Origin of the sequence: Actinophytocola sp., from assembly GCF_050699935.1 — a bacterium.
GTDB lineage: Bacteria > Actinomycetota > Actinomycetes > Mycobacteriales > Pseudonocardiaceae > Actinophytocola.
Window position 1 is genome coordinate 1 of record NZ_JBOHGB010000141.1, and the last position, 18,626, is coordinate 18,626.

At 72.7% G+C, this 18,626-nt stretch carries 15 protein-coding genes and 2 pseudogenes; 6 read left to right on the plus strand and 11 right to left on the minus strand.

The features are described 5' to 3' along the window. The 4 genes from ACRDTB_RS30720 to hemE all read right to left on the minus strand — a co-directional run. Nucleotides 1-1,406: CoA transferase (locus ACRDTB_RS30720; RefSeq protein WP_431435682.1), on the minus strand; the 1,406-nt coding region annotated here is incomplete at its 3' end. 5 nt (nt 1,407-1,411) lie between these two features. Continuing rightward, complete coding sequence (gene hemQ / locus ACRDTB_RS30725) at nt 1,412-2,104, minus strand: hydrogen peroxide-dependent heme synthase (RefSeq protein ID WP_431435683.1); 693 nt, start codon at nt 2,102-2,104, stop codon at nt 1,412-1,414. A 15-nt stretch (nt 2,105-2,119) separates the two neighbouring features. Continuing rightward, complete coding sequence (gene hemG, locus ACRDTB_RS30730) at nt 2,120-3,514, minus strand: protoporphyrinogen oxidase (protein WP_431435684.1); 1,395 nt, start codon at nt 3,512-3,514, stop codon at nt 2,120-2,122. A gap of 136 nt (nt 3,515-3,650) precedes the next feature. Beyond that, entirely contained in the window at nt 3,651-4,700 is a 1,050-nt protein-coding gene (gene hemE, locus ACRDTB_RS30735; protein ID WP_431435685.1) for a uroporphyrinogen decarboxylase, read from the minus strand. Nucleotides 4,701-4,837: 137 nt separating this feature from the next. Between hemE and ACRDTB_RS30740 the strand changes: the two genes are divergently transcribed. Further along, complete coding sequence (locus ACRDTB_RS30740) at nt 4,838-5,398, plus strand: DUF3000 domain-containing protein (protein WP_431435687.1); 561 nt, start codon at nt 4,838-4,840, stop codon at nt 5,396-5,398. Nucleotides 5,399-5,557: 159 nt separating this feature from the next. On the opposite strand, the gene ACRDTB_RS30745 is transcribed toward ACRDTB_RS30740, so the two are convergent. Next, the gene (locus ACRDTB_RS30745) at nt 5,558-6,697 is read right to left on the minus strand and encodes a dipeptidase (RefSeq protein WP_431435697.1); all 1,140 of its coding nucleotides are present in this window, start codon (nt 6,695-6,697) and stop codon (nt 5,558-5,560) included. Nucleotides 6,698-6,957: 260 nt separating this feature from the next. Here ACRDTB_RS30745 and ACRDTB_RS30750 point away from each other — a divergent pair, with 260 nt between their 5' ends. The 3 genes from ACRDTB_RS30750 to ACRDTB_RS30760 all read left to right on the plus strand — a co-directional run bounded on the left by ACRDTB_RS30750 (nt 6,958) and on the right by ACRDTB_RS30760 (nt 9,867). Further along, complete coding sequence (locus ACRDTB_RS30750; protein WP_260191334.1) at nt 6,958-7,674, plus strand: response regulator; 717 nt, start codon at nt 6,958-6,960, stop codon at nt 7,672-7,674. 118 nt (nt 7,675-7,792) lie between these two features. Then, entirely contained in the window at nt 7,793-9,034 is a 1,242-nt protein-coding gene (locus ACRDTB_RS30755) for an HRDC domain-containing protein (protein WP_431435689.1), read from the plus strand. Between the two features lie 5 nt (nt 9,035-9,039). Further along, nucleotides 9,040-9,867 (plus strand): DUF72 domain-containing protein, encoded by an 828-nt coding sequence (locus ACRDTB_RS30760; RefSeq protein WP_431435690.1) that lies wholly within the window; start codon nt 9,040-9,042, stop codon nt 9,865-9,867. Between the two features lie 13 nt (nt 9,868-9,880). Here the strand turns inward: ACRDTB_RS30760 and ACRDTB_RS30765 are convergent, their stop codons facing one another. The 4 genes from ACRDTB_RS30765 to ACRDTB_RS30780 form a co-directional block, all read right to left on the minus strand. After that, nucleotides 9,881-11,005, minus strand: coding sequence for a sensor histidine kinase (locus ACRDTB_RS30765; protein ID WP_431435691.1), 1,125 nt, complete (start codon nt 11,003-11,005; stop codon nt 9,881-9,883). Nucleotides 11,006-11,225: 220 nt separating this feature from the next. Then, entirely contained in the window at nt 11,226-11,930 is a 705-nt protein-coding gene (locus ACRDTB_RS30770; protein ID WP_431435692.1) for a response regulator transcription factor, read from the minus strand. Between the two features lie 119 nt (nt 11,931-12,049). After that, complete coding sequence (locus ACRDTB_RS30775) at nt 12,050-12,235, minus strand: hypothetical protein (RefSeq protein WP_431435693.1); 186 nt, start codon at nt 12,233-12,235, stop codon at nt 12,050-12,052. Between the two features lie 10 nt (nt 12,236-12,245). Then, complete coding sequence (locus tag ACRDTB_RS30780; protein ID WP_431435694.1) at nt 12,246-12,905, minus strand: winged helix-turn-helix transcriptional regulator; 660 nt, start codon at nt 12,903-12,905, stop codon at nt 12,246-12,248. Nucleotides 12,906-13,036: 131 nt separating this feature from the next. On the opposite strand from ACRDTB_RS30780, the gene ACRDTB_RS30785 reads away from it, so the two are divergent. After that, nucleotides 13,037-14,161: an acyl-CoA dehydrogenase family protein gene (locus ACRDTB_RS30785; RefSeq protein ID WP_431435695.1), complete on the plus strand. Its 1,125-nt coding sequence runs from the start codon at nt 13,037-13,039 to the stop codon at nt 14,159-14,161. Between the two features lie 95 nt (nt 14,162-14,256). Here ACRDTB_RS30785 and ACRDTB_RS30790 read toward each other — a convergent pair. Together ACRDTB_RS30790 and dxs are read right to left on the minus strand one after the other, a co-directional pair. Beyond that, nucleotides 14,257-14,540, minus strand: a pseudogene (locus ACRDTB_RS30790) (hypothetical protein); the annotation flags it as partial. A gap of 403 nt (nt 14,541-14,943) precedes the next feature. After that, the gene (gene dxs, locus ACRDTB_RS30795; protein WP_431435696.1) at nt 14,944-16,869 is read right to left on the minus strand and encodes a 1-deoxy-D-xylulose-5-phosphate synthase; all 1,926 of its coding nucleotides are present in this window, start codon (nt 16,867-16,869) and stop codon (nt 14,944-14,946) included. Nucleotides 16,870-16,981: 112 nt separating this feature from the next. Here dxs and ACRDTB_RS30800 point away from each other — a divergent pair. Further along, nucleotides 16,982-18,626, plus strand: a pseudogene (locus ACRDTB_RS30800) (hypothetical protein); the annotation flags it as partial.

The window sequence follows — 18,626 nt, forward strand, 5'->3', positions numbered from 1 at the left end:
GGGTCGAGGCCGGGGCGGCGCGGGCCGGTGAGCGCGACCGAGGCGCCGGGCACGCGGATGTGGGTCAGCCGGCCGTAGTCGCTGTCCGTCTCGTCCAGGAAGGGCCGCACGTCTACCGCCGTGGGCGGGGTGTCGTCGCGGCCGAGGTCGTGCAGCCACTCGGCGGTCCGCGCGAGCGACAGCTTCACGTGCCACGAGCCGCCCTCGACGGCCCGCCGGCGCAGCGCGATGAGCACGCCGAAGGCCGCGAGCCAGCCGGTGCTGTGGTCCAGCGCCTGCACGGGCAGCGGACGCGGCTCGTCCAGGCCCGCGTGGGCCGCGATGCCCGACGACAGCTGGACGAGGCTGTCGAACCCGCGGCGTTCCCGCCACGGCCCGGTGTGCCCGTATGCCGCGAGGTCGACGACGACGATGCCGGGGTTCAGCGCGACCAGCTGCGCGAACCCGAAACCCTTGCGTGCCAAGGAGTCCGACCGGTACGACTGCACGAAGACGTCGGCCCGCTCGGCGAGCCCGCACAGTGTCTCGCGGCCGGCGGGGGTGTCGAGGTCGATGTGGCAGGAGCGCTTGCCGAAGCCGGTGTCCATGACCACGCGCTCGAGGACGGGGCGCTTCGGGTCGGTCACGTGCAGCACGTCCGCCCCGTGCGCGGCGAGGGTGCGCGCGGCGACGGGGCCGGCGATCACGTGGGTCAGGTCCAGCACCCGGACGCCGGCCAGCGCGTGCTCCGCGAGCGCCCACACCGCCAGCTCCTGGCCCGGTGCGGCGCGGTCGGCCAGTGCCTGCTCGGCGAGCAGCCGGTCAGCCCGTGCCCGGTCCAGCGGCGGCAGCGGTCGTGGCGAGGCGTCCCCGACGCGCTCGAGCGCCGCCAGCGGCTCGGCGCGGACCGCGCCGCCGGGGCCGTCGGCCAGCCAGCTCTCGCGGTCACGCATCGCCGCGGCGGCGCCACCGGCCGCGAGGACCGCCTCCTCCACCTCGACCGCGCCGCGCCCGGCGACCGCGTCGCGCACTCCGTCCGCGTCGGTGCCGAGCTCGCGGAGGATCGCGTCGGCGTGGTGCGGGTAGTTCGCGTGCAGCCGCACCCAGCCGTCCGCCGCCCGGTAGTCGCCGGACATCGACGCCCACAGCTCACCCGGCTCCTCGCCGACGACCTTCACGTGCGCCTCGCTGCGGAACGCCTCCGCGGCGTGTCCGATGTGGACCTTCACCTGCGGCGCGCTGCCGCCCCGGTCCTGGACGAGGTCCGCCGCCGCCAGCGTGGTCGCGGCGACGCACGCCGCGGCCGCCGCCGCCACGCGGTACGGGCCGGGCAGCGGATGCCCGTCACCCTCGAACGTCACCCGGCCGGCGGTGGTGTCGGTGCCGGCGATGTCCTTCCAGAGCGCGTCGAGCACTTGTCTCGGCACGGTCGTCAGGGCAGGTTCCCGACCAGCTCGGCCGGGGCGAGCTTCGTGCCGGTGTAGAAGGGCACCTCTTCGCGCACGTGTCGGCGCGTCGTGCTGCCACGCAGATGCCGCATCAGGTCGACGATTCGGTGCAGCTCGTCGGCCTCGAAGGCGAGAATCCACTCGTAGTCACCGAGCGCGAACGACGCCACGGTGTTGGCCCGTACGTCCGGGTAGTCGCGCGCCATGTGCCCGTGCTCGGCGAGCATCGCGCGGCGCTCCTCGTCGGGCAGCAGGTACCACTCGTAGGACCGGACGAACGGGTACACGCACACGTACTTGCGCGCGGGCTCGCCGGCGAGGAAGGCCGGCAGGTGGCTTTTGTTGAACTCGGCCGGCCGGTGCAGCGCGACCTGGCTCCACACCGGACTCACGGCGGTGCCGAGCGCGGTGCGCCGGAAGCCGGCGTACGCCGACTGCAGCTGCTCGATCTCCTCGGCGTGCCACCAGATCATGAAGTCGGCGTCGGCACGAAGGCCCGCGACGTCGTACACCCCGCGCACGACGACCCCCTTGGCCTCCAGGGCGTCGAGGTACTCACTCGCCTCGGCGGCGACCGGACCGCGGTCGTCACCGAGACGACCTGGCTCGGCACGGAACACCGACCACATCGTGTACCGGATGGTGTCGTTCAGCTCGGCGTAGTTCAAGCGGGCCATGGCGCCATGGTCCCACTACCTCCCCTCCGCATGTGCCAGAAGGTGCCGGGTGACACGGTCCGCGGCCGCGCGGGCACTGTCCACACACGCCGGGATGCCGACGCCGCGCAACGCGGCGCCGGCGACCGCGAGTCCGGGGACCTCGGCGACGGCGCGTTCGATCGCGGACACGGACGCGGTGTGGCCGACTCCGTACTGCGGCAGACCTCCACCCCATCTGGTGACCGTCGCCTCGATCGGAGCTTCGTCGACCCCGGCCAGCTCGCGAAGGTCGGCCCGGACGGCGTCGAGCAGGTCGGCGTCGTCCCGGCGCAGCAGCTCGGTATCGCCGACTCGTCCGATCGACGCGCGCACCCGGACCGGGGCCCCGCCCCACTTGACGCTCGTGTGCGTGAACGCCTTGGCCGTGAACGGGGTGCCGTCCGCGTGCCGCTCGCCGACAGCGAGCAGCACGCCACTCGTGTCGGGTAGCCGCACGCCGTCGGGCAGGACCATGCTGACCACGGCCATCGAACCGACCTCGATGCCCGCGTACGCGGCGGCGGCCGCCGGGACCGCGTCGGTGAGCAGCCGGCGGGCCGCGGGTGGGGGCACGGCGAGCACGACGGCGTCGGCGTGCAGGACCTCGGCGCGGCCGGGGCTGCCGATCTCCAGCCGCCAGCCGTCGGTGCCGCGCCGGAGCTCGCGGACCGGGCGGCCGAGCCTCGTGTCCGCCCGGGCGCGGTGGGCGAGCTCGTCGACGAGCACGGCCATCCCGCCACGCAGCGCGCCGAACACCGGCTTGTCCGCCGCGGCCGGCTCGCCGAGCACGCGAGCCGCGGCCGCCGTGAGCGAGCCGCCGGCCGGCCCGAGCGCGTCGACGAGGGCGGGCATGGTGGCACGCAGCCCGAGCCGATCGGCGCGGCCCGCGTAGACCCCACCGAGCAGCGGCTCGACCAGACGGTCGACGAGCTCGCGGCCGAACCGATCGGCCAGCACGTCGGCCACCGGCGCGTCGTCGGTGATCTCCAGCGGCGGCAGCGAGGACTCGGCCGCGACCCGCTCGGCGGCCGCGTCACTGAGGACGGGCCGCACCTCCTCCGGGTCGGCCGGGACGCCGAGGAACGTGCGCCGCGGCAGCGGGACCGTGCGCCCGGCGGCCCGGACGGTGGCCGCCGCGCGCCGCGGGTGGATCAGGCGGTCGGTGAGGCCCAGCTCCTCGACCAGCTCGACGGCCGCCGGGTTGCGCAACACGAACGCCTCGGCGCCGACGTCCGTGGGTGTGCCGGCCAGGTCGACCGTGCGCAGCTTGCCGCCGAGCCGGCCGGCCTGCTCGACCAGCGTGATCCGCGCCTCCGGCCCGAGTCGCGTGCGCAGCCGGTACGCGGCGGTCAGCCCGGCGATGCCTCCCCCGATGACGACTGTGTTCATGGTTCGCTCCGCTCGGTCGCTTGACCGCCGTCTTCCCTCGTCACGTGCTCGGCACTCGTCCCTCGCGCCTGCGCGCGCACCTGCGTCCAGACGGCGGACGCTCCCTCACTCCCGCTCACGACGTTCATCGGGACGTTCATGGCGTGAGGCTGTGCACCAGCTCGACCACCCTGGTCAGCACCTCCGGGTCGGTGTTCGGCAGCACGCCGTGGCCGAGGTTGACGATGTGCCCGCCCGCGGCCCGGCCCTCCTCGACGATCCGCCGGACCTCGCGTTCCACCACCGCGAAGTCGGCCAGCAGCGCGGCCGGGTCGAGGTTGCCCTGAACCACCGGCGCGGGCGTGCCGGGCCGGCTGAGCCGGCGCACCGCCTCGTCGAGCGGGAGCCGCCAGTCGACGCCGACCACGTCCGCACCGGCCTCGCGCATGGCGGGCAGCAGCTCAGCCGTGCCGACCCCGAAGTGGATCTTCGGCACGCCGTGGACCGCGCCGAGCACGCGTGCGGAGTGGGGCTGGACGAACTCGCGGTAGTCCCGCTCGGACAGCGCGCCGGCCCACGAGTCGAACAGCTGCACGGCCTGCACTCCGGCCGCGACCTGCACGGTGAGGAACGTGGTCGTGATCGTGGCCAGCGCGCCGAGCAGCGCGTGCCACGTGGCGGGGTCGGAGTACATGAGCGCCTTGGTGCGCTCGTGGTGCCGGCTGGGCCCGCCCTCGATGAGGTACGAGGCGAGCGTGAACGGCGCGCCCGCGAACCCGATCAGCGGGGTCTCTCCCAGCTCGGCCCGCAGCAGCCGGATCGCCTCGGCCACCGGGTCGAGCCCGTCCGGCGCCAGCAGGGGTAACGCCTCGACCGACTCGCGCGTGCGCACGGGCTCGGCCACGACCGGCCCGGTGCCGGGCACGATGTCGACGCCGATGCCGGCGGCCACGAGCGGCACCACGATGTCGGAGAAGAGGATGGCCGCGTCGACGCCGTGCCGGCGCACCGGCTGCATCGTGATCTCGCGGACGAGCTCGGGCGTGAAGCAGGCCTCCAGCATCGGGATGCCCTCGCGAATCTCGCGGTACTCGGGCAGCGACCGACCGGCCTGGCGCATGAACCAGACCGGCGGATGGGCGGGCGTTCCGCCGGCGGCGGCCACCAGCAGGGGTGCGGTGGACGTTCGCGGGGCGGTGTCAGACATGGGAGTCATAGCAAGAGGAATCGTGCCACGGGGGTCTGACGGTTCTGTCCGTGCCACGGTCCGTGCGCGCGAACTCGAAGGCCCGCACGGCGCGCCGTCACGCCTCACCAACTCGGGTGGTCCTACAGTTACGAGTCGTGACCAAGACGTCGGCAGCGCCTGAACTGTTCACTCAGGCCGTCGAGGCGCTGAAGTCGCTGCGCCCGCGGCCCGAGCTGCAGCTCGGCGTCGTTCGCCCGCCGCAACGCCTGGCACCGTGGGCGTTCGCGATCACCGCGGAGGTCAACGGTCCGGCGGACGTGCTCGCCACCGGGCGGCTGATCCTGCTGCACGACCCGGAGGGCCAGGAGGCCTGGGACGGGGTGCTGCGGGTGGTCGCCTACGTGCGTGCCGAGCTGGACGCGGAGTTGGCGGACGACCCGCTGCTGCCGACCGTGGGCTGGTCGTGGCTGACCGACGCGCTCACCGCGACGGGTGCCCGGCACACGGCGCTGGGCGGCACGGTGACCGACACGTCGTCGGCCCGGTTCGGCGACATCTCGGGGCCCGAGCGGACCGACGACCTCGAGCTGCGGGCGTCGTGGACCCCACTCGGCGCGGACCTGGCGCCGCACGGCGAGGCGTTCTGCGATCTGATGGCGAGCGTCGTCGGGCTGCCGCCGGTAGGCGTCACCATGTTCTCCCAGCGCCAGGGCTAGTTGTCCGCCTCCCTGGTCCGCCTCCCCGGAATCAAAAGTGTTGGTTGCGACCCAGCGAACGGGGCGGATATCCGGTGGATTGTGGCTAGGTGCCGTCACGGTCCCCTGAGGTTCCGTTGGTTGGTCCGGGACTTCACGCGATCATCCACGGAAAGGCACCTAGCCGCGCGCGATCTCTTCGGCCGCCTCCAGGGCACGCAGCACGTTCTCGCCCGCGAGCTTGGCGCAGTCCTTCTCGCTCCACCCGCGGTCCAGCAGTGCCGCGAACAGCACCGGGTAGCAGCTGACGTCCTCCAGCCCCTCGGGGAGGTGGCCGACGCCGTCGTAGTCACCGCCGATGCCGATGTGGTCGATCCCGGCGACCTCGCGTGCGTGCTCCACGTGCGCGACGACCTCGTCGATCCCCACCGGTGGTCTGGGCGGGCCCGCCCATCCCTCCTGGAATCGCGACCGCTCCTCCAGGTCCCGGTGATTCGCGCCGGCGGCCGCCATCGCGTCCTGCAACACCTTGTCCCACTCGACGAGGGCGTTCGACACGAAGTTCGGCACGAACGTCACCATGCAGACGCCGCCGTTGCCCGCGAGGCGGGACAGCACGTCGTCGGGAACGTTTCGGGGATGGTCGGTGACCGCTCGGCAAGAGGAGTGGCTGAAGATCACCGGTGCCGTGGTGCAGTCGAGCGCGGCGTGCATCGTGGTCGCCGCGACGTGCGAGAGGTCGACCAGCATGCCGATGCGGTTCATCTCCGCCACCACCTCCCGGCCGAAGTCGGTGAGCCCACCGACGGCGGGCTCGTCGGTCGCGGAGTCGGCCCACGGCACGTTCTCGTTGTGCGTGAGCGTCAGGTACCGGACCCCGAGCCGGTGCAGGGCGCGCAACACTCCCAGGGAGGAGTTGATGCTGTGCCCACCCTCGGCACCGAGCATCGACGCGATCCGGCCCGCCGCGAAGGCCGAACGGGCATCTGCGGCGGTCGAAGCGATTTGCAAATGCGCCGAATATTTACCAACTAAGGTGTGGACGAGTTCGCACTGCTGCACCACAGCGGCCACCGCCTCGTCACCCACAAGGCGGCATGGCACGTACACAGACCAGAACTGCATGCCCAGTCCACCGGCTCGAAGACGCGGGATGTCCGTGTGCAATTGCGACTGAGTCTGGCTCAGGTCGAGCCCGAAACCGTCCGCTCGGGAGGCGTCGACGCCTGGTGCGGACCGCAACGCCCAAGGTAGATCGTTGTGTCCATCGACCAGAGGGGTGGACCTGAGCAACGCTCTGGCGCGCTCCAACTCCCGGATCTCCACTACCGCGACCTCGTTTCATCGTGTATCGGTCCTTGCGCGTTACGTCACCAACCAAGCATCACCCGATCGTGTTACGTCCACACGGCGGAGTGATGTCTCGATTGGATAGATAACGAATTGATCATCCCGCTAACCCGCTTGGGGGGCTAGGCTGCCTTCGTCGACACCACTTTCGGTCCAATGGCGGCGCGGCTGTTTGGCCGAAGGTCCCGGTGTAGGTCGGGGGGCACGACCGACTCCAGGGAGGTAGTGACGTGGCTGCCGTCGGCTTAGGTCAGGCCGTTCGAACCACGCCAGCCGGCGTGTTGCCGGCGAACATGGTCCCGCACCCGCGGGAAGAGCTGTTCTCGGTGCTGGTGGTCGATGACCATCCGTTGTTAAGGGAGGCGATAGCTGCCCGGTTGACCCAGATGGGCGCGGGTACCGTTCACGAGGCTGCCACGGTGGCCGAGGCAAGGGCGAGGGCGCTGGCCACCGGGCCATGTGACCTGGCGATTCTGGACCTCGGACTGCCGGACGGCAGTGGTATCGAGCTGGTGACCGAGCTTCGTGGCCATGGCTGGCCGCGGATCGTGGTGCTGGCGTCGTCAGACGATCCGTACGCCGTGCGTTCGGCCTTCCAGGCAGGGGCCCAGGCCTACCTGCTGAAGTCGGCCTCGCCGGTAGTCGTGACCGACGGGGTCCGGCGGGTGCTCGAGGGCGGCGTGTACGCCGACCCGAGCGTCGCGCCCATCCTCGCCACGGGCACGCGGGTCCCTGGCACCGACAACACCCCGCGCGAGCTGTCCGCTCGCGAGGTCGAGGTACTCCAGCTGGTCGCGGACGGTCAGTCCAACAAAGAGATCGGTGAGGGGCTCAACCTCTCCGCTTTGACGGTGAAGAGCCACCTTTCGCGGATCGGCCGGAAGTTGGGCACCGGCGACCGGGCACAGATGGTCGCGCTGGCCATGCGGGCCGGCGTGATTCGTTGATCTGACACTCGGTGGATCGGGGCGCGGGGCACAGTGCGCTCCCCGATCCACCGGTGTTCGACGCATTACACCTTGTTAGGCGCACAGCGTGCGCCCTCGTCCCGTATGGTCATCCGCCGTGGGTGAATCGGGGACGGGAACTGACGAGGAGGCACGACCAGAGCCGGTCTTGCTGACGAAACCAGCTGAGGGCACACCGGCCGTGGTCGAGTCGTTCGAGGCGCTCAAGGAGGCTTCGGACGCACTGGCCGTTGGCCACGGACCAGTCGCGGTGGACACCGAGCGTGCCTCCGGCTACCGCTACTCCCAACGGGCCTACCTGGTGCAGGTGCGCCGCGAGGGCGCGGGCACCGTGCTCGTCGACCCCGTAGCACTGAACGACCGAATCGACCCGTTCATCGACGCTCTCTCGGACACCGAGTGGGTACTGCACGCGGCCTCCCAGGACCTCCCGTGCCTCGCCGAGCTGGGACTTCGCCCGCGGCGGCTGTTCGACACCGAGCTCGCCGGCCGGCTCGCGGGCTTCGAGCGGGTCGCCCTTGGCACGCTCGTGGAGCTGCTGCTCGGCTACCGGCTGGAGAAGGGCCACGGCGCCGCCGACTGGTCGCGCCGGCCGCTGCCCCAGGACTGGCTGGACTACGCCGCACTCGACGTCGAGCTGCTGGTCCCATTGCGCAACGTGCTCGAGCACGAGCTCGCCAGCCAGGGCAAGCTCGAGTGGGCGCTCGAGGAGTTCGAGGCGCTGCGCGTCGCCCCACCCCCGCCGCCGCGCGCCGAGCCGTGGCGGCGTACCTCGGGCATTCACCGGGTCCGCACCCCGCGCGGGCTCGCCGCCGTCCGGTCGATCTGGGAGACCCGCGACTCGCTGGCCCGGCAGCGCGACATCGCGCCCGGCCGCGTGCTGCCGGACAGCTCGATCGTGCAGGCGGCCATCGCCGCACCCGACGACGAGGTCGGCCTGCTGCAGCTGCCGGTGTTCCGCGGCCGCTCGCAACGGCGGATCGCCGACACGTGGGTGCGGGCGCTGCGCGAGGCGGCCCGGCTGCCGAAGAGCGAGCTGCCCGACCCGTCGCCGCCGCACGACGGCCCGCCGCCGCCGAACCGCTGGGCGGACCGCGACCCGGCGGCGGCCGCGCGGCTGTCCGCGGTTCGCGCCTCGCTCGCGACGATCGCCGAGGAGAACCGGCTGCCGATCGAGAACCTCCTGCAGCCGGACCTCGTGCGCCGTACCTGCTGGCGCCCGCCCGAGTTGTTGTCGGCCGGCTCGGTCGCGGACGCGCTGCGGGCCGGCGGGGCCCGCGAGTGGCAGATCTCGCTCACGGTCGACGCGCTGTCCACGGCGCTCAACGGCACCGGCTGACTCCCGTGGCCGGTCGGGTCCGGATCGGCACCTCGGGCTGGGTCTACCCGCCGTGGCGCGGGAAGTTCTACCCGCCGAAGCTCGCGCACCGCCGCGAGCTCGAGTACCTGTCGAGGCAGGTCAACTCCGTCGAGATCAACGGCTCCTTCTACGCGCTGCAGCGCCCGTCGAGCTACCTGTCGTGGCGCGAGCAGACGCCGGACGACTTCGTGTTCGCCGTCAAGGGCGGCCGGTTCATCACGCACCTGAAACGGCTGCGGGACGTCGACGCGCCGCTCGCGAACTTCTTCGCCTCGGGCGTGCTCGCGCTCGGCCCCAAGCTCGGCCCGGTGCTGTGGCAGCTACCGCCGACGCTCGGGTTCGACGGGGAACTGCTCGCGGCGTTCTTCGCCCTGCTCCCACGCACGACGTCGACGGCCGCCGAGCTGGCCGGCCGGCACGACGAGCGCCTCGCCGGCCGGGCGTGGACGGTGACCGACACGGACCGGCCACTGCGGCACGCGCTGGAGGTGCGCCACGCGAGCTTCACCGACCCGGCGTTCCCCGAGGTGCTGCGGGCGCACGGCATCGGCCTGGTGATCGCGGACGCCGCGGCCGAATGGCCGTACCTGGAGGACGTGACGGCCGACTTCGCGTACGTCCGGCTGCACGGCAGTACCGAGCTCTATGTCAGCGGGTACACCGACGAGGCGCTGGACGCGTGGGCCGAACGGATCCGCGACTGGACGGCGCAGGGCGTTGACGCGTATGCGTACTTCGACAACGACGCGAATGTGCGGGCGCCCGGCGATGCGATCGCGCTCGCCCGCCGGCTGAACGTCGGACCTTCGTAGCCCGCGGAGCGGTTCAGCGCATCGGCAGGTGCACGATCACCGTCAGCCCGCCGCCCGGCACGACCTCCGCCTCCACGGTCCCACGGTGCGCGAGCACGACCGCGCGCACGATCGCCAGCCCGAGCCCGGTCCCCGAGTGCGCGGTCCGGTCCACGCCGCCGCGCCGGAACGACTCGAACAGCTCCTCCACCCGCTCGGGATCCACGACCGCGCCGGACGAGCTCACCCGCAGGCTCACCCACTTCGGCGAGATCCCGGTCCACACGTCGATCCAGCCGCCGTCGACGTTGTGCCGCACGGCGTTCTCGAGCAGGTTGCCGGCGACCCGCTCGAGCAGCGCCGGATCCCCCGCGGCGGGCGTGGGTCCGGTGTGGAAGGTCGTGGACAGGCCCCGCTTCTCCGCGGCGGCGGAGATCGGCCGCCACGCCCGGTCCACGACGGCCGCCAGGTCGACCGGCTCGACCAGCCCGAGGCCCATGCCGTCGGTGCGCGCGAGCAGCAGCAACGCCTCCACCAGGTGCCCGGCGCGCAGCGTCGCCTCGCGCACCACGCCGGCCATCCGGCGCAGCTCCTCGACGTCGGCGTTCGGGTCGGACAGCGTGACGTCCAGCTCGGTGCGGATCACCGACAGCGGGGTGCGCAGCTCGTGCGAGGCGTTCGCGACGAACTGGCGCTGCGCGGAGAACGTCGCCTGCAGGCGGTCGAGCATCGCGTCGAACGTGTCGGCGAGCTCGGCGACCTCGTCGCGCGGGCCGCGCAGGGCGATCCGCTCGCCGAGCGACTCGGCGGACAGGCGGCGCGCGGTGCCGGTGACGTCACGCAGCGGCTTGAGGACCCGGTCGGTGAACGTCCACGCCAGCAGCGCGGTCGCGAACACCACGCAGACGAACGCGATCGACCCCGCGACGAGCACCCTCAGCCGGGCGTTGTCGCGCAGGACCTCGGCGAGCTTCTCGGCCTTCACCGGCACGCCGTCGACGACGATCGTGGTGCCGGCCGGCAGGCTCGGCGTCGTGACCGCGTTGCCCGCCAGCATCCAGCCGAGCCACAGCAGCAGCGCGGCGACCAGCGCGACCAGCGCCGTGGCGAGCAGCGCGATCCGGCCGCGCAAGCCTGGACCACGCCGGGGACTGCTCACGACCGCGCCTCGCAGGCTCGGCCCGGCCGCTCGCGGTCGCCCTGTATCGAATGGTTCACTCCGCAAGCTCCGCTCACAAACCACGCCTCGCAGGCTCGGCCCGGCCGCTCGCGGTCGCCCTGTATCGAACGGTTCACTCCGCAAGCTCCGCTCACAAACCACGCCTCGCAGGCTCGGCCCGGCCACTCGCCCTGTGACATCGGCTCGCTCGCAGGCCCGCTCACCCGGACTCGGCGTCCGGCGACGCCGAACCGGCCGGCGCGCCGGCGGCGGGGACCCGGTACCCGGAACCGACGACCGTGTCGATGATCCCGGGCTCCCCCAGCTTCTTGCGCAGCGTCATCACGGTGACCCGGACGGTCGTGGTGAACGGGTCGGCGTGCTCGTCCCACACCCGCTCCAGCAACTCCTCGCTGCTGACGACCGAGCCGGACGCGGCGAGCAGCACCTCCAGGACGCCGAACTCCTTGCGGGTGAGCTCGACCGGCCGCGCGGCGCGGGTCACCGTGCGGCGGGCCGGGTCGAGCTCGAGGTCACCGGCGCGCAGCACCGGCGGCGTGACCGGAGTGGACCGGCGGGCGAGCGCCCGCACGCGCGCGACGAGCTCGTCGAACGCGAACGGCTTGGCGAGGTAGTCGTCGGCGCCGAGGGAGAGCCCCTCGACCCGGTCGGCGACCGAGCCGGACGCGGTCAGCATGAGCACCCGGGTCAGCTGCCCGGAGGCGACGATCTCCCGGCACAGCTCGTCACCGGACATGCCCGGCAGGTCCCGGTCGAGCACGACGACGTCGTAGCGGGTGACGGTGGCCTTCTCGTGCCCCTCGTTCCCTTCGAGCGCGACGTCGACGGCCATCCCTTCCCGACGCAACCCCCTGGCGACGGCCTCGGCCAGGGGTTCCTCGTCCTCGACGATCAAAATCCGCACGGCTCAACGGTACCCACAGCCGCGAGCGCGCCTCGTCGGCCCAGCGCAGGACGCCGTGCGCACCGCTCTCCCGGGCGAGCGACTCCGCCTCGGCCAGGTTCGCCGGCGCCTCGTCGCGCTCACCCGACTCCGCCGCGAGGTGGGCGCCCGACCAGGTTCGCGGCGACACCCGGCAGGAAGCCGAGCTCCCGGCGCAGGCGCGCGGGCTCGGCGAGCAACTCGCGTGCCTCGGCGACCCGGCCGGCGTCGTCCCCGAGTGTCCGGTACAGGTCGGCGGCGCGCGCGATCCGGTCGCCCCCGTTCATCGCGGCCACGCTACCGGCGCGCTGCCCGCACGTTCTCGGCGATCGGGCTCAGCCGCAGCCAGGACGGCAGGCCACGGACGATCCAGCGGGCGCCGGTCAGGCCGATCGATCCGGCGCGGACCGCGTCGAGCAGCTCGATCTCGCCCAGCCACATGCGGTAGAGGGTCGGCAGGTCGGCGGCGAGCACGGCGTCGATGTCGAAGCCCGGGTCGGTGTAGCAGACCGACGCGTCGCCCGGTTCGAGGACGAGCCAGTACTTGCGGGACCGGTCGACGACCTCCACCTGGATCACCACGCGCCGGTCGATGTCGCTGGTGTCGATGCGGCCGTGCATCCACCACATCAGCACCTCCGGGTCGAGCTCCTCGGGCCGCGGGTCGCCGAACGCGTACCGGGCACCCCATTCGGCCAGGCCGAACACGAGCGGGCGCAGGTCCTCGCCGGCGCGTGTCAGCGCGTAGCCGTCGTCGGTGCGTACCACGAGGCCGGCGTTGCGCAGCTGGCGCAGCCGCCGCGACAGCAGCGCGCGGGACAGGCCGGGCAGGCCACGGGACAGCTCGTTGAATCGGGTGGCACCGACGAGCATGTCCCGCACGATCAGCAGCGTCCATCGGTCACCGAGAACCTCGACGGCCCGGACCACCGGGCAGTACTGGGCGTAGGGCCGCATCACCGCTCCAGGTTCAGTTTCTGTACTTCTACGCGGACGCAGCGGTTCTTAGCGTCCTGTCCATGACAATCGCTCAAACCCGCTCAACCAGTACGTTTCCTAGACCGTTACGAACCGACGACGCTCAGTTCGTGGACCTCGCCGCCCGGGTCGGGGCGGTCGCCGCCGAGCACGCGGCCGAGCACGACCGCGATGCCACGTTCGTTTCCGAGGCCTACGACGCCATGCGCGAGCACGGCTACCTGGCCCTGACGGTGCCCGAGGAGCTCGGCGGCCTCGGCGCGACGATGCGCCAGGCCTGCTACGCCCAGGCCGAGCTGGCCCGCCACGACGGCGCTACGGCGCTGTCGGTCGCCATGCACACCTACCTGACGCTCGTGCAGTCCTATCGCTGGCGCAAAGGTGCGCCGGACGCCGAGGCGGTGCTGCGCCGGATCGCCGCCGAGGGCATCGTGATCGCGACGAGCGGCGGCTCGGACTGGCTGTGGCCGACGACCACGGCGGTTCCCACCGACACCGGCTACCTGGTCAGCGGGCGCAAGACGTTCTGCAGCCAGTCGCCGGCCGCGACCGTCGTGGCGACGTGCGCGGTGCTCGGCGAGCCCGGCGCCGACGCGGACGTCATGCACTTCAGCGTGCCGATGTCCGCCCCCGGGGTCCGACTCGAGGAAACCTGGGACACGCTGGGCATGCGCGGCACCGCTTCACATGACGTGGTGCTCACCGACTTGGCGGTACGGGCCGACAAGATCGCCGGGCACCGTCCGTACGGCGAGCTGGGCGCGCCGCTGCTCGCCGCGACCGTCCACTTCGCACCAATCGGCGGCGCGACGTACTTCGGCATCGCGGCCGGCGCCCGGGACATGGCCGTCGCCGCCGCGTCGGCCGGCACTCGCGGGCCGAGGTCGATGGCGGACGTGCCGCGGGTGCACCGGCAGATCGGGCTGATGGACGCGAAGCTGCGCGGGGCGTGGTGGGCGCTGATGGGTTCGCTCGAGGAGCTGGGCAAGGACTACACGGCGACCCCGGAGGCGCTCGCGACCGTGATGCTGGCGAAGCGCCAGGCGGTCACCGAGGCGATCGAGGTGGTCAACCTCGCGATGGAGGTCATGGGCGGGCGCTCGTTCTTCAAGCGCTTCGGCATGGAGCGTGCGTACCGCGACGTGCGGGCGGGGACGTTCCACCCGCTCACCCCGGAGGCCACGCTGACCTACGCGGGCAAGCTCGCGCTCGGCGACCCCGGCGCCACCGAGTAGCACGCGGGGAAGGCTCGCTGTGACGAAAAGAGAGCGTAGCGACGAGCACCGACAGTTCCGGCCAACACCCGGAAATCTGTGACACCCACCCGCATTAGCGTCTCGTGCGACACCCGCAGCTCCGGCCGGTCGGGAACCTCGATCGCCAGCCTGGTCGAGATCCGCGCCGGTGACCACCACCGCTCAAGCCGCGCCCGCACCCACTTCCGCAACCCCATATGAGTGGCCGGGGCGAGCTTGGCTGTCTTCGCCCGCCGCGCGATCGCCCGCACGCTCTCGTCCCGCACCAGACCGAGCGCGTTACCGATTACCCCACAGCCTCGGCGAACCACCGCAACCCGGTCCGCGGCGACACACCCACCGCCCACGAGGCACACATCACCACCCGCACCTGCACAACCCGCGGCAACCGGCCCACCACAAACACCAACTCATCAGAAGGGTGTCGCAACGACCCCCTGGAATCCACCGTCCCCTGACGATTCGGGCTGCCCCGGGGACGTCGCCCGTGGACAGAATCCAGTTGTCCACAGGCGAGATCCGCACAGACGGAAACGTCGGCCCTCGCCGGTAGACTGGAAAGCGGGGGCCCCCGCGCGTCCGACTTGTCCACAGGGGACAGTTCGGGCGTGGTTCTTGTCAGTGCGCGCCGATAGAGTGGAAATCGGGGGGACCCCGGGCCGATTGAATGGACCATTCAATCGGACTCGGCTTGGACCCACGTCATGGGCCGGCGCGAACCGGGTACCAGGCACGCACGCCGAATTCCGGGGCCGAAGGGGTCAGCGCTCCGGACGCACGCGCTGACCGGGCTCGGGCTCGCCGATGCGGTCGACCGTCCACTCGGTCACCTTGCGGGCCACCTGTTGCGCGGTCAGACCCAGCCGGACCAGCACCTCGGCGCGCGTGCCATGGCCGTGGAACTCCTGCGGGATCCCGAGATCACGCAACGGGGTCTCCACACCGGCGTCGCGCAGTGCCGCGGCGAGCGACCAGCCGAAGCCGCCGTGCCGCCCGCCGTCCTCCACGGTCACGACCAGCCGGTGCGACGCCGCCAGCTCGACGAGCTGCGGCGGCACCGGCGTGACCCACCGCGGGTCGGCGACGGTGACCCCGATGCCCTGGTCCTCGAGCCGGTCCGCGGCCGCGAGACCGAGCTCGGCGAACGCGCCCACCGTCACCAGCAGCACGTGCCGGTCGCCGGCCGGCCGCCGCAGCACGTCCACCGTGCCGAGTCGCTCCAGCGCGGTGACGTCGGCGCCGACCGCGGCCTTCGGGAAGCGCAGCGCGGTCGGCCCGTCGGACACCGCGATGGCCTCACCGAGCTCCTCGGACAGCGTGCCCGCGTCGCGCGGCGCGGCGATCCGGATGCCCGGGACCGCGCCGAGGATCGACAGGTCCCACATGCCGTGGTGCGACGCACCGTCCGGCCCGGTGATGCCCGCGCGATCGAGCACGACCGTGACCGGCAGCCGGTGCAGCGCGACGTCCATCAGCATCTGGTCGAAGGCCCGGTTGAGGAACGTCGAGTAGATCGCGACCACCGGGTGCAGCCCGCCCATCGCGAGCCCCGCCGCCGAGGTGATCGCGTGCTGCTCGGCGATGCCGACGTCGAACCAGCGGTCCGGGTACGCCTCGGCGAACGGCGCGAGGCCCGCGGACCGCAACATCGCCGCGGTAATGGCGACGACGTCGGGCCGGTGCTCGCCGATGCGCACCATCTCCTGCGCGAACACCGACGTCCACGTCGCGCTCTTCGTGCTCGTCGGCCGGCCGGTGACGGGGTCGATCGGGTCGGTCTGGTGCATCTGGTCGACTTCGTCGTTCTCGGCCAGCGGGAAGCCGCGCCCCTTGCAGGTGGCGGCGTGCACGATGACCGGCCCGCCGAACTCCTTCGCGCGGCGCAGCGCCGCCTCCAGCGCGACGAAGTCGTGTCCGTCGACCGGGCCGAAGTACTTCAGGCCGAGATCCTCGAACATCATCTGCGGGCTGATCGCGTCCTTGATACCGCGCTTGGCGGCGTGCAGCGCGGCGTACAGCGGCTTGCCGACGACCGGCGTGCCCTGCAGCATCCGCTTGCCCTCCTCGAGCGCACGCTCGTAGCCCGGCGACAGCCGCAGCGACGCGAGGTGGTCGGCCAGCCCGCCAATCGTCGGCGAGTAGGAGCGGCCGTTGTCGTTGACGACGATGACCATCGGCCGGTCGGTGCCGGCCGCGATGTTGTTGAGCGCCTCCCAGCACATACCGCCGGTCAGCGCGCCGTCGCCGACGACCGCGACCACGTGCCGGCGCTCGCCGCGCAGCGCGAACGCCTTGGCCAGGCCGTCCGCGTACGACAGCGCGGTCGACGCGTGGCTGTTCTCGACCAGGTCGTGCTCGCTCTCCCCCTGACACGGGTAGCCGGAGAGCCCGTCCTGCTGGCGCAGCGAGTCGAACTCCGCCTTGCGCCCGGTCACGACCTTGTGCACGTAGGCCTGGTGGCCGACGTCGAAGACGATGGCGTCGCGCGGCGAGTCGAACACCCGGTGAATGGCCATGGTCAACTCGACGACGCCGAGGTTCGGGCCGAGGTGGCCGCCGGTGGTGGTGACCTTGTCGACGAGGAACTGGCGGATCTCCGCGGCGAGCCGGGCGAGGTCCTCGGTGCTCAGCCGCTTGAGGTCGGCCGGGCCTTGCAGGGACTCGAGCAGGCTCGCGTGGTTGGTCACCGCTGGTCACCTCGGTTTCTTGCCGCCGTTACGGGCAGCTGAGACATCTCGGCCGGTTGCGGCCAGTCTACGAGCGCCCCCGAGGGGGGTAACCGCCCCTACACTCTGGGCTGTGCCTGTCGCATTCGACACCTCCGGGATGGAGCAGTACGACGAGCGCACGTGGTTTTGTCCACGGACCGGGGACCAGGTCAGCCTGACCTACATCGATCTGGTCCCGGACCTACCCGCGCCGCTCGACAACCTGCCGCTCCTGCGCCACCGTCTCGCCCTCGAGACGGCGGAGGTCGGTGCGCTCATCCAGGCACACGTCGTCACGATCGACTCGGTGCCCACCCTGCTTCAGGTGCTGAAGCTGCCGATCCCGGACCGCGAGTCCGGGCAGGCGTTCATCGCCGCGTTCACCGTCCCGAAGGCCACCTGCTCGGTCGTGCTGCGGATCCAGTGCGCCGAGGGCGATACGACCGGCCTGCGAGAGTCGGCCGTGATCGCGCAGGTCGGGCCGGAGGCGTTCGTGCGGCCGCACCCGTACGCGCCCGCTCTCGAGGGCCGGCTGCCGTGGCACGTCGGCGACGAGGAGCGGTGGGACGGCAAGTTCCCGGACCACCCGCTGGCCCGCGCCCGCGAATGGGCACACCGGACGATCGGCTCGGCACGCATCGACCCGGCGTTCGCAGAGCTCCCGCCGTTCAAGCCGAGCGGTCCGGGACCGAATGAGCACACCGACGTCCACGCGCCGGTCGAGCGGCCCGCCCTGCCACCCGCGGCGTCGGCCCGTGAGGAGCCCGAGCCGGAGGTCAACGGCGCGCACGCCAGGCCGGACTCGGAGTCCATCGACGTGCCGGCCCTCGAGGCGCCCGCGCTGTCGGACGGCCCGGCGCGGGTCGGCGGCCGCCCGGAGCGGGACCCGGCGTCGGACGCCCCACCCCCGGCGCGGCGCTCGAAGCTGGACTCGGCGTCGGCGTGGCAACTGCCGCCGCCGGATCCGGAGCCGTCCCCGGCGTCGTCGGGAGCGCGCTCCGGATCGCCCTTCTTGCCGGCCGCGGAGCCGGCCGCGGAGACGATCGGGGCGCGGGCGTCCCGCACCCGGTCCGCGTCGCCGCCCCGCCCGGCCACTCCCGAGGACGCGACACACCGAATCTCCCAGCGCGACGACGGGCCGACCAGGTCCGAGGCCGCACGCCCGGCGTTGGGCCCGGCCGGCGGCTCGCGGGTGGTGTCCGGCGCGGCGGGAGCACAGTCGCCGCAAGGCCCGCACGGCTTCCCCGGCGGCGCGCCGGACTCGGGTGCGTTCCCCGGCACCGCACCGGACTCCGGTGGCGGGCGCCGAATCCCCAACTCGGCCCACCCAGGTGCCTCCCGCCCGGACGCCCCGCAGCGGCCGATGAGCGCCGGCGCCTCGCTCGACTCGACCGGCCACGACCCGTTCCCACGCTCCACGCCGGATTCCCCCGGTGCGTTCCCCGGCCCGACGGCCGAGCGCTTGAACGGCCGCCCCGGCGCCGGGCCAGGATCGGCTGGCGCGGGCCCCTTCCCGGGCGCGTCACCGGAACCGAGCAACCCCGGCCGTGGCGGCTTCCCCGGCAACGGACGGGGACCGGGGGCATTCCGCTCGCCCGAACCGACGCATGGCCGCCCGCGGACACCCGACGCCTCAGGCGCGTTCCCCGGCACCTCACCCGACTCCGGCGGCGCCCGCCCAGGCGCCTCACCCGACTCCCGGGGCGGGCGCCCGGGCGCCCGGCCCTCCCCAGGCG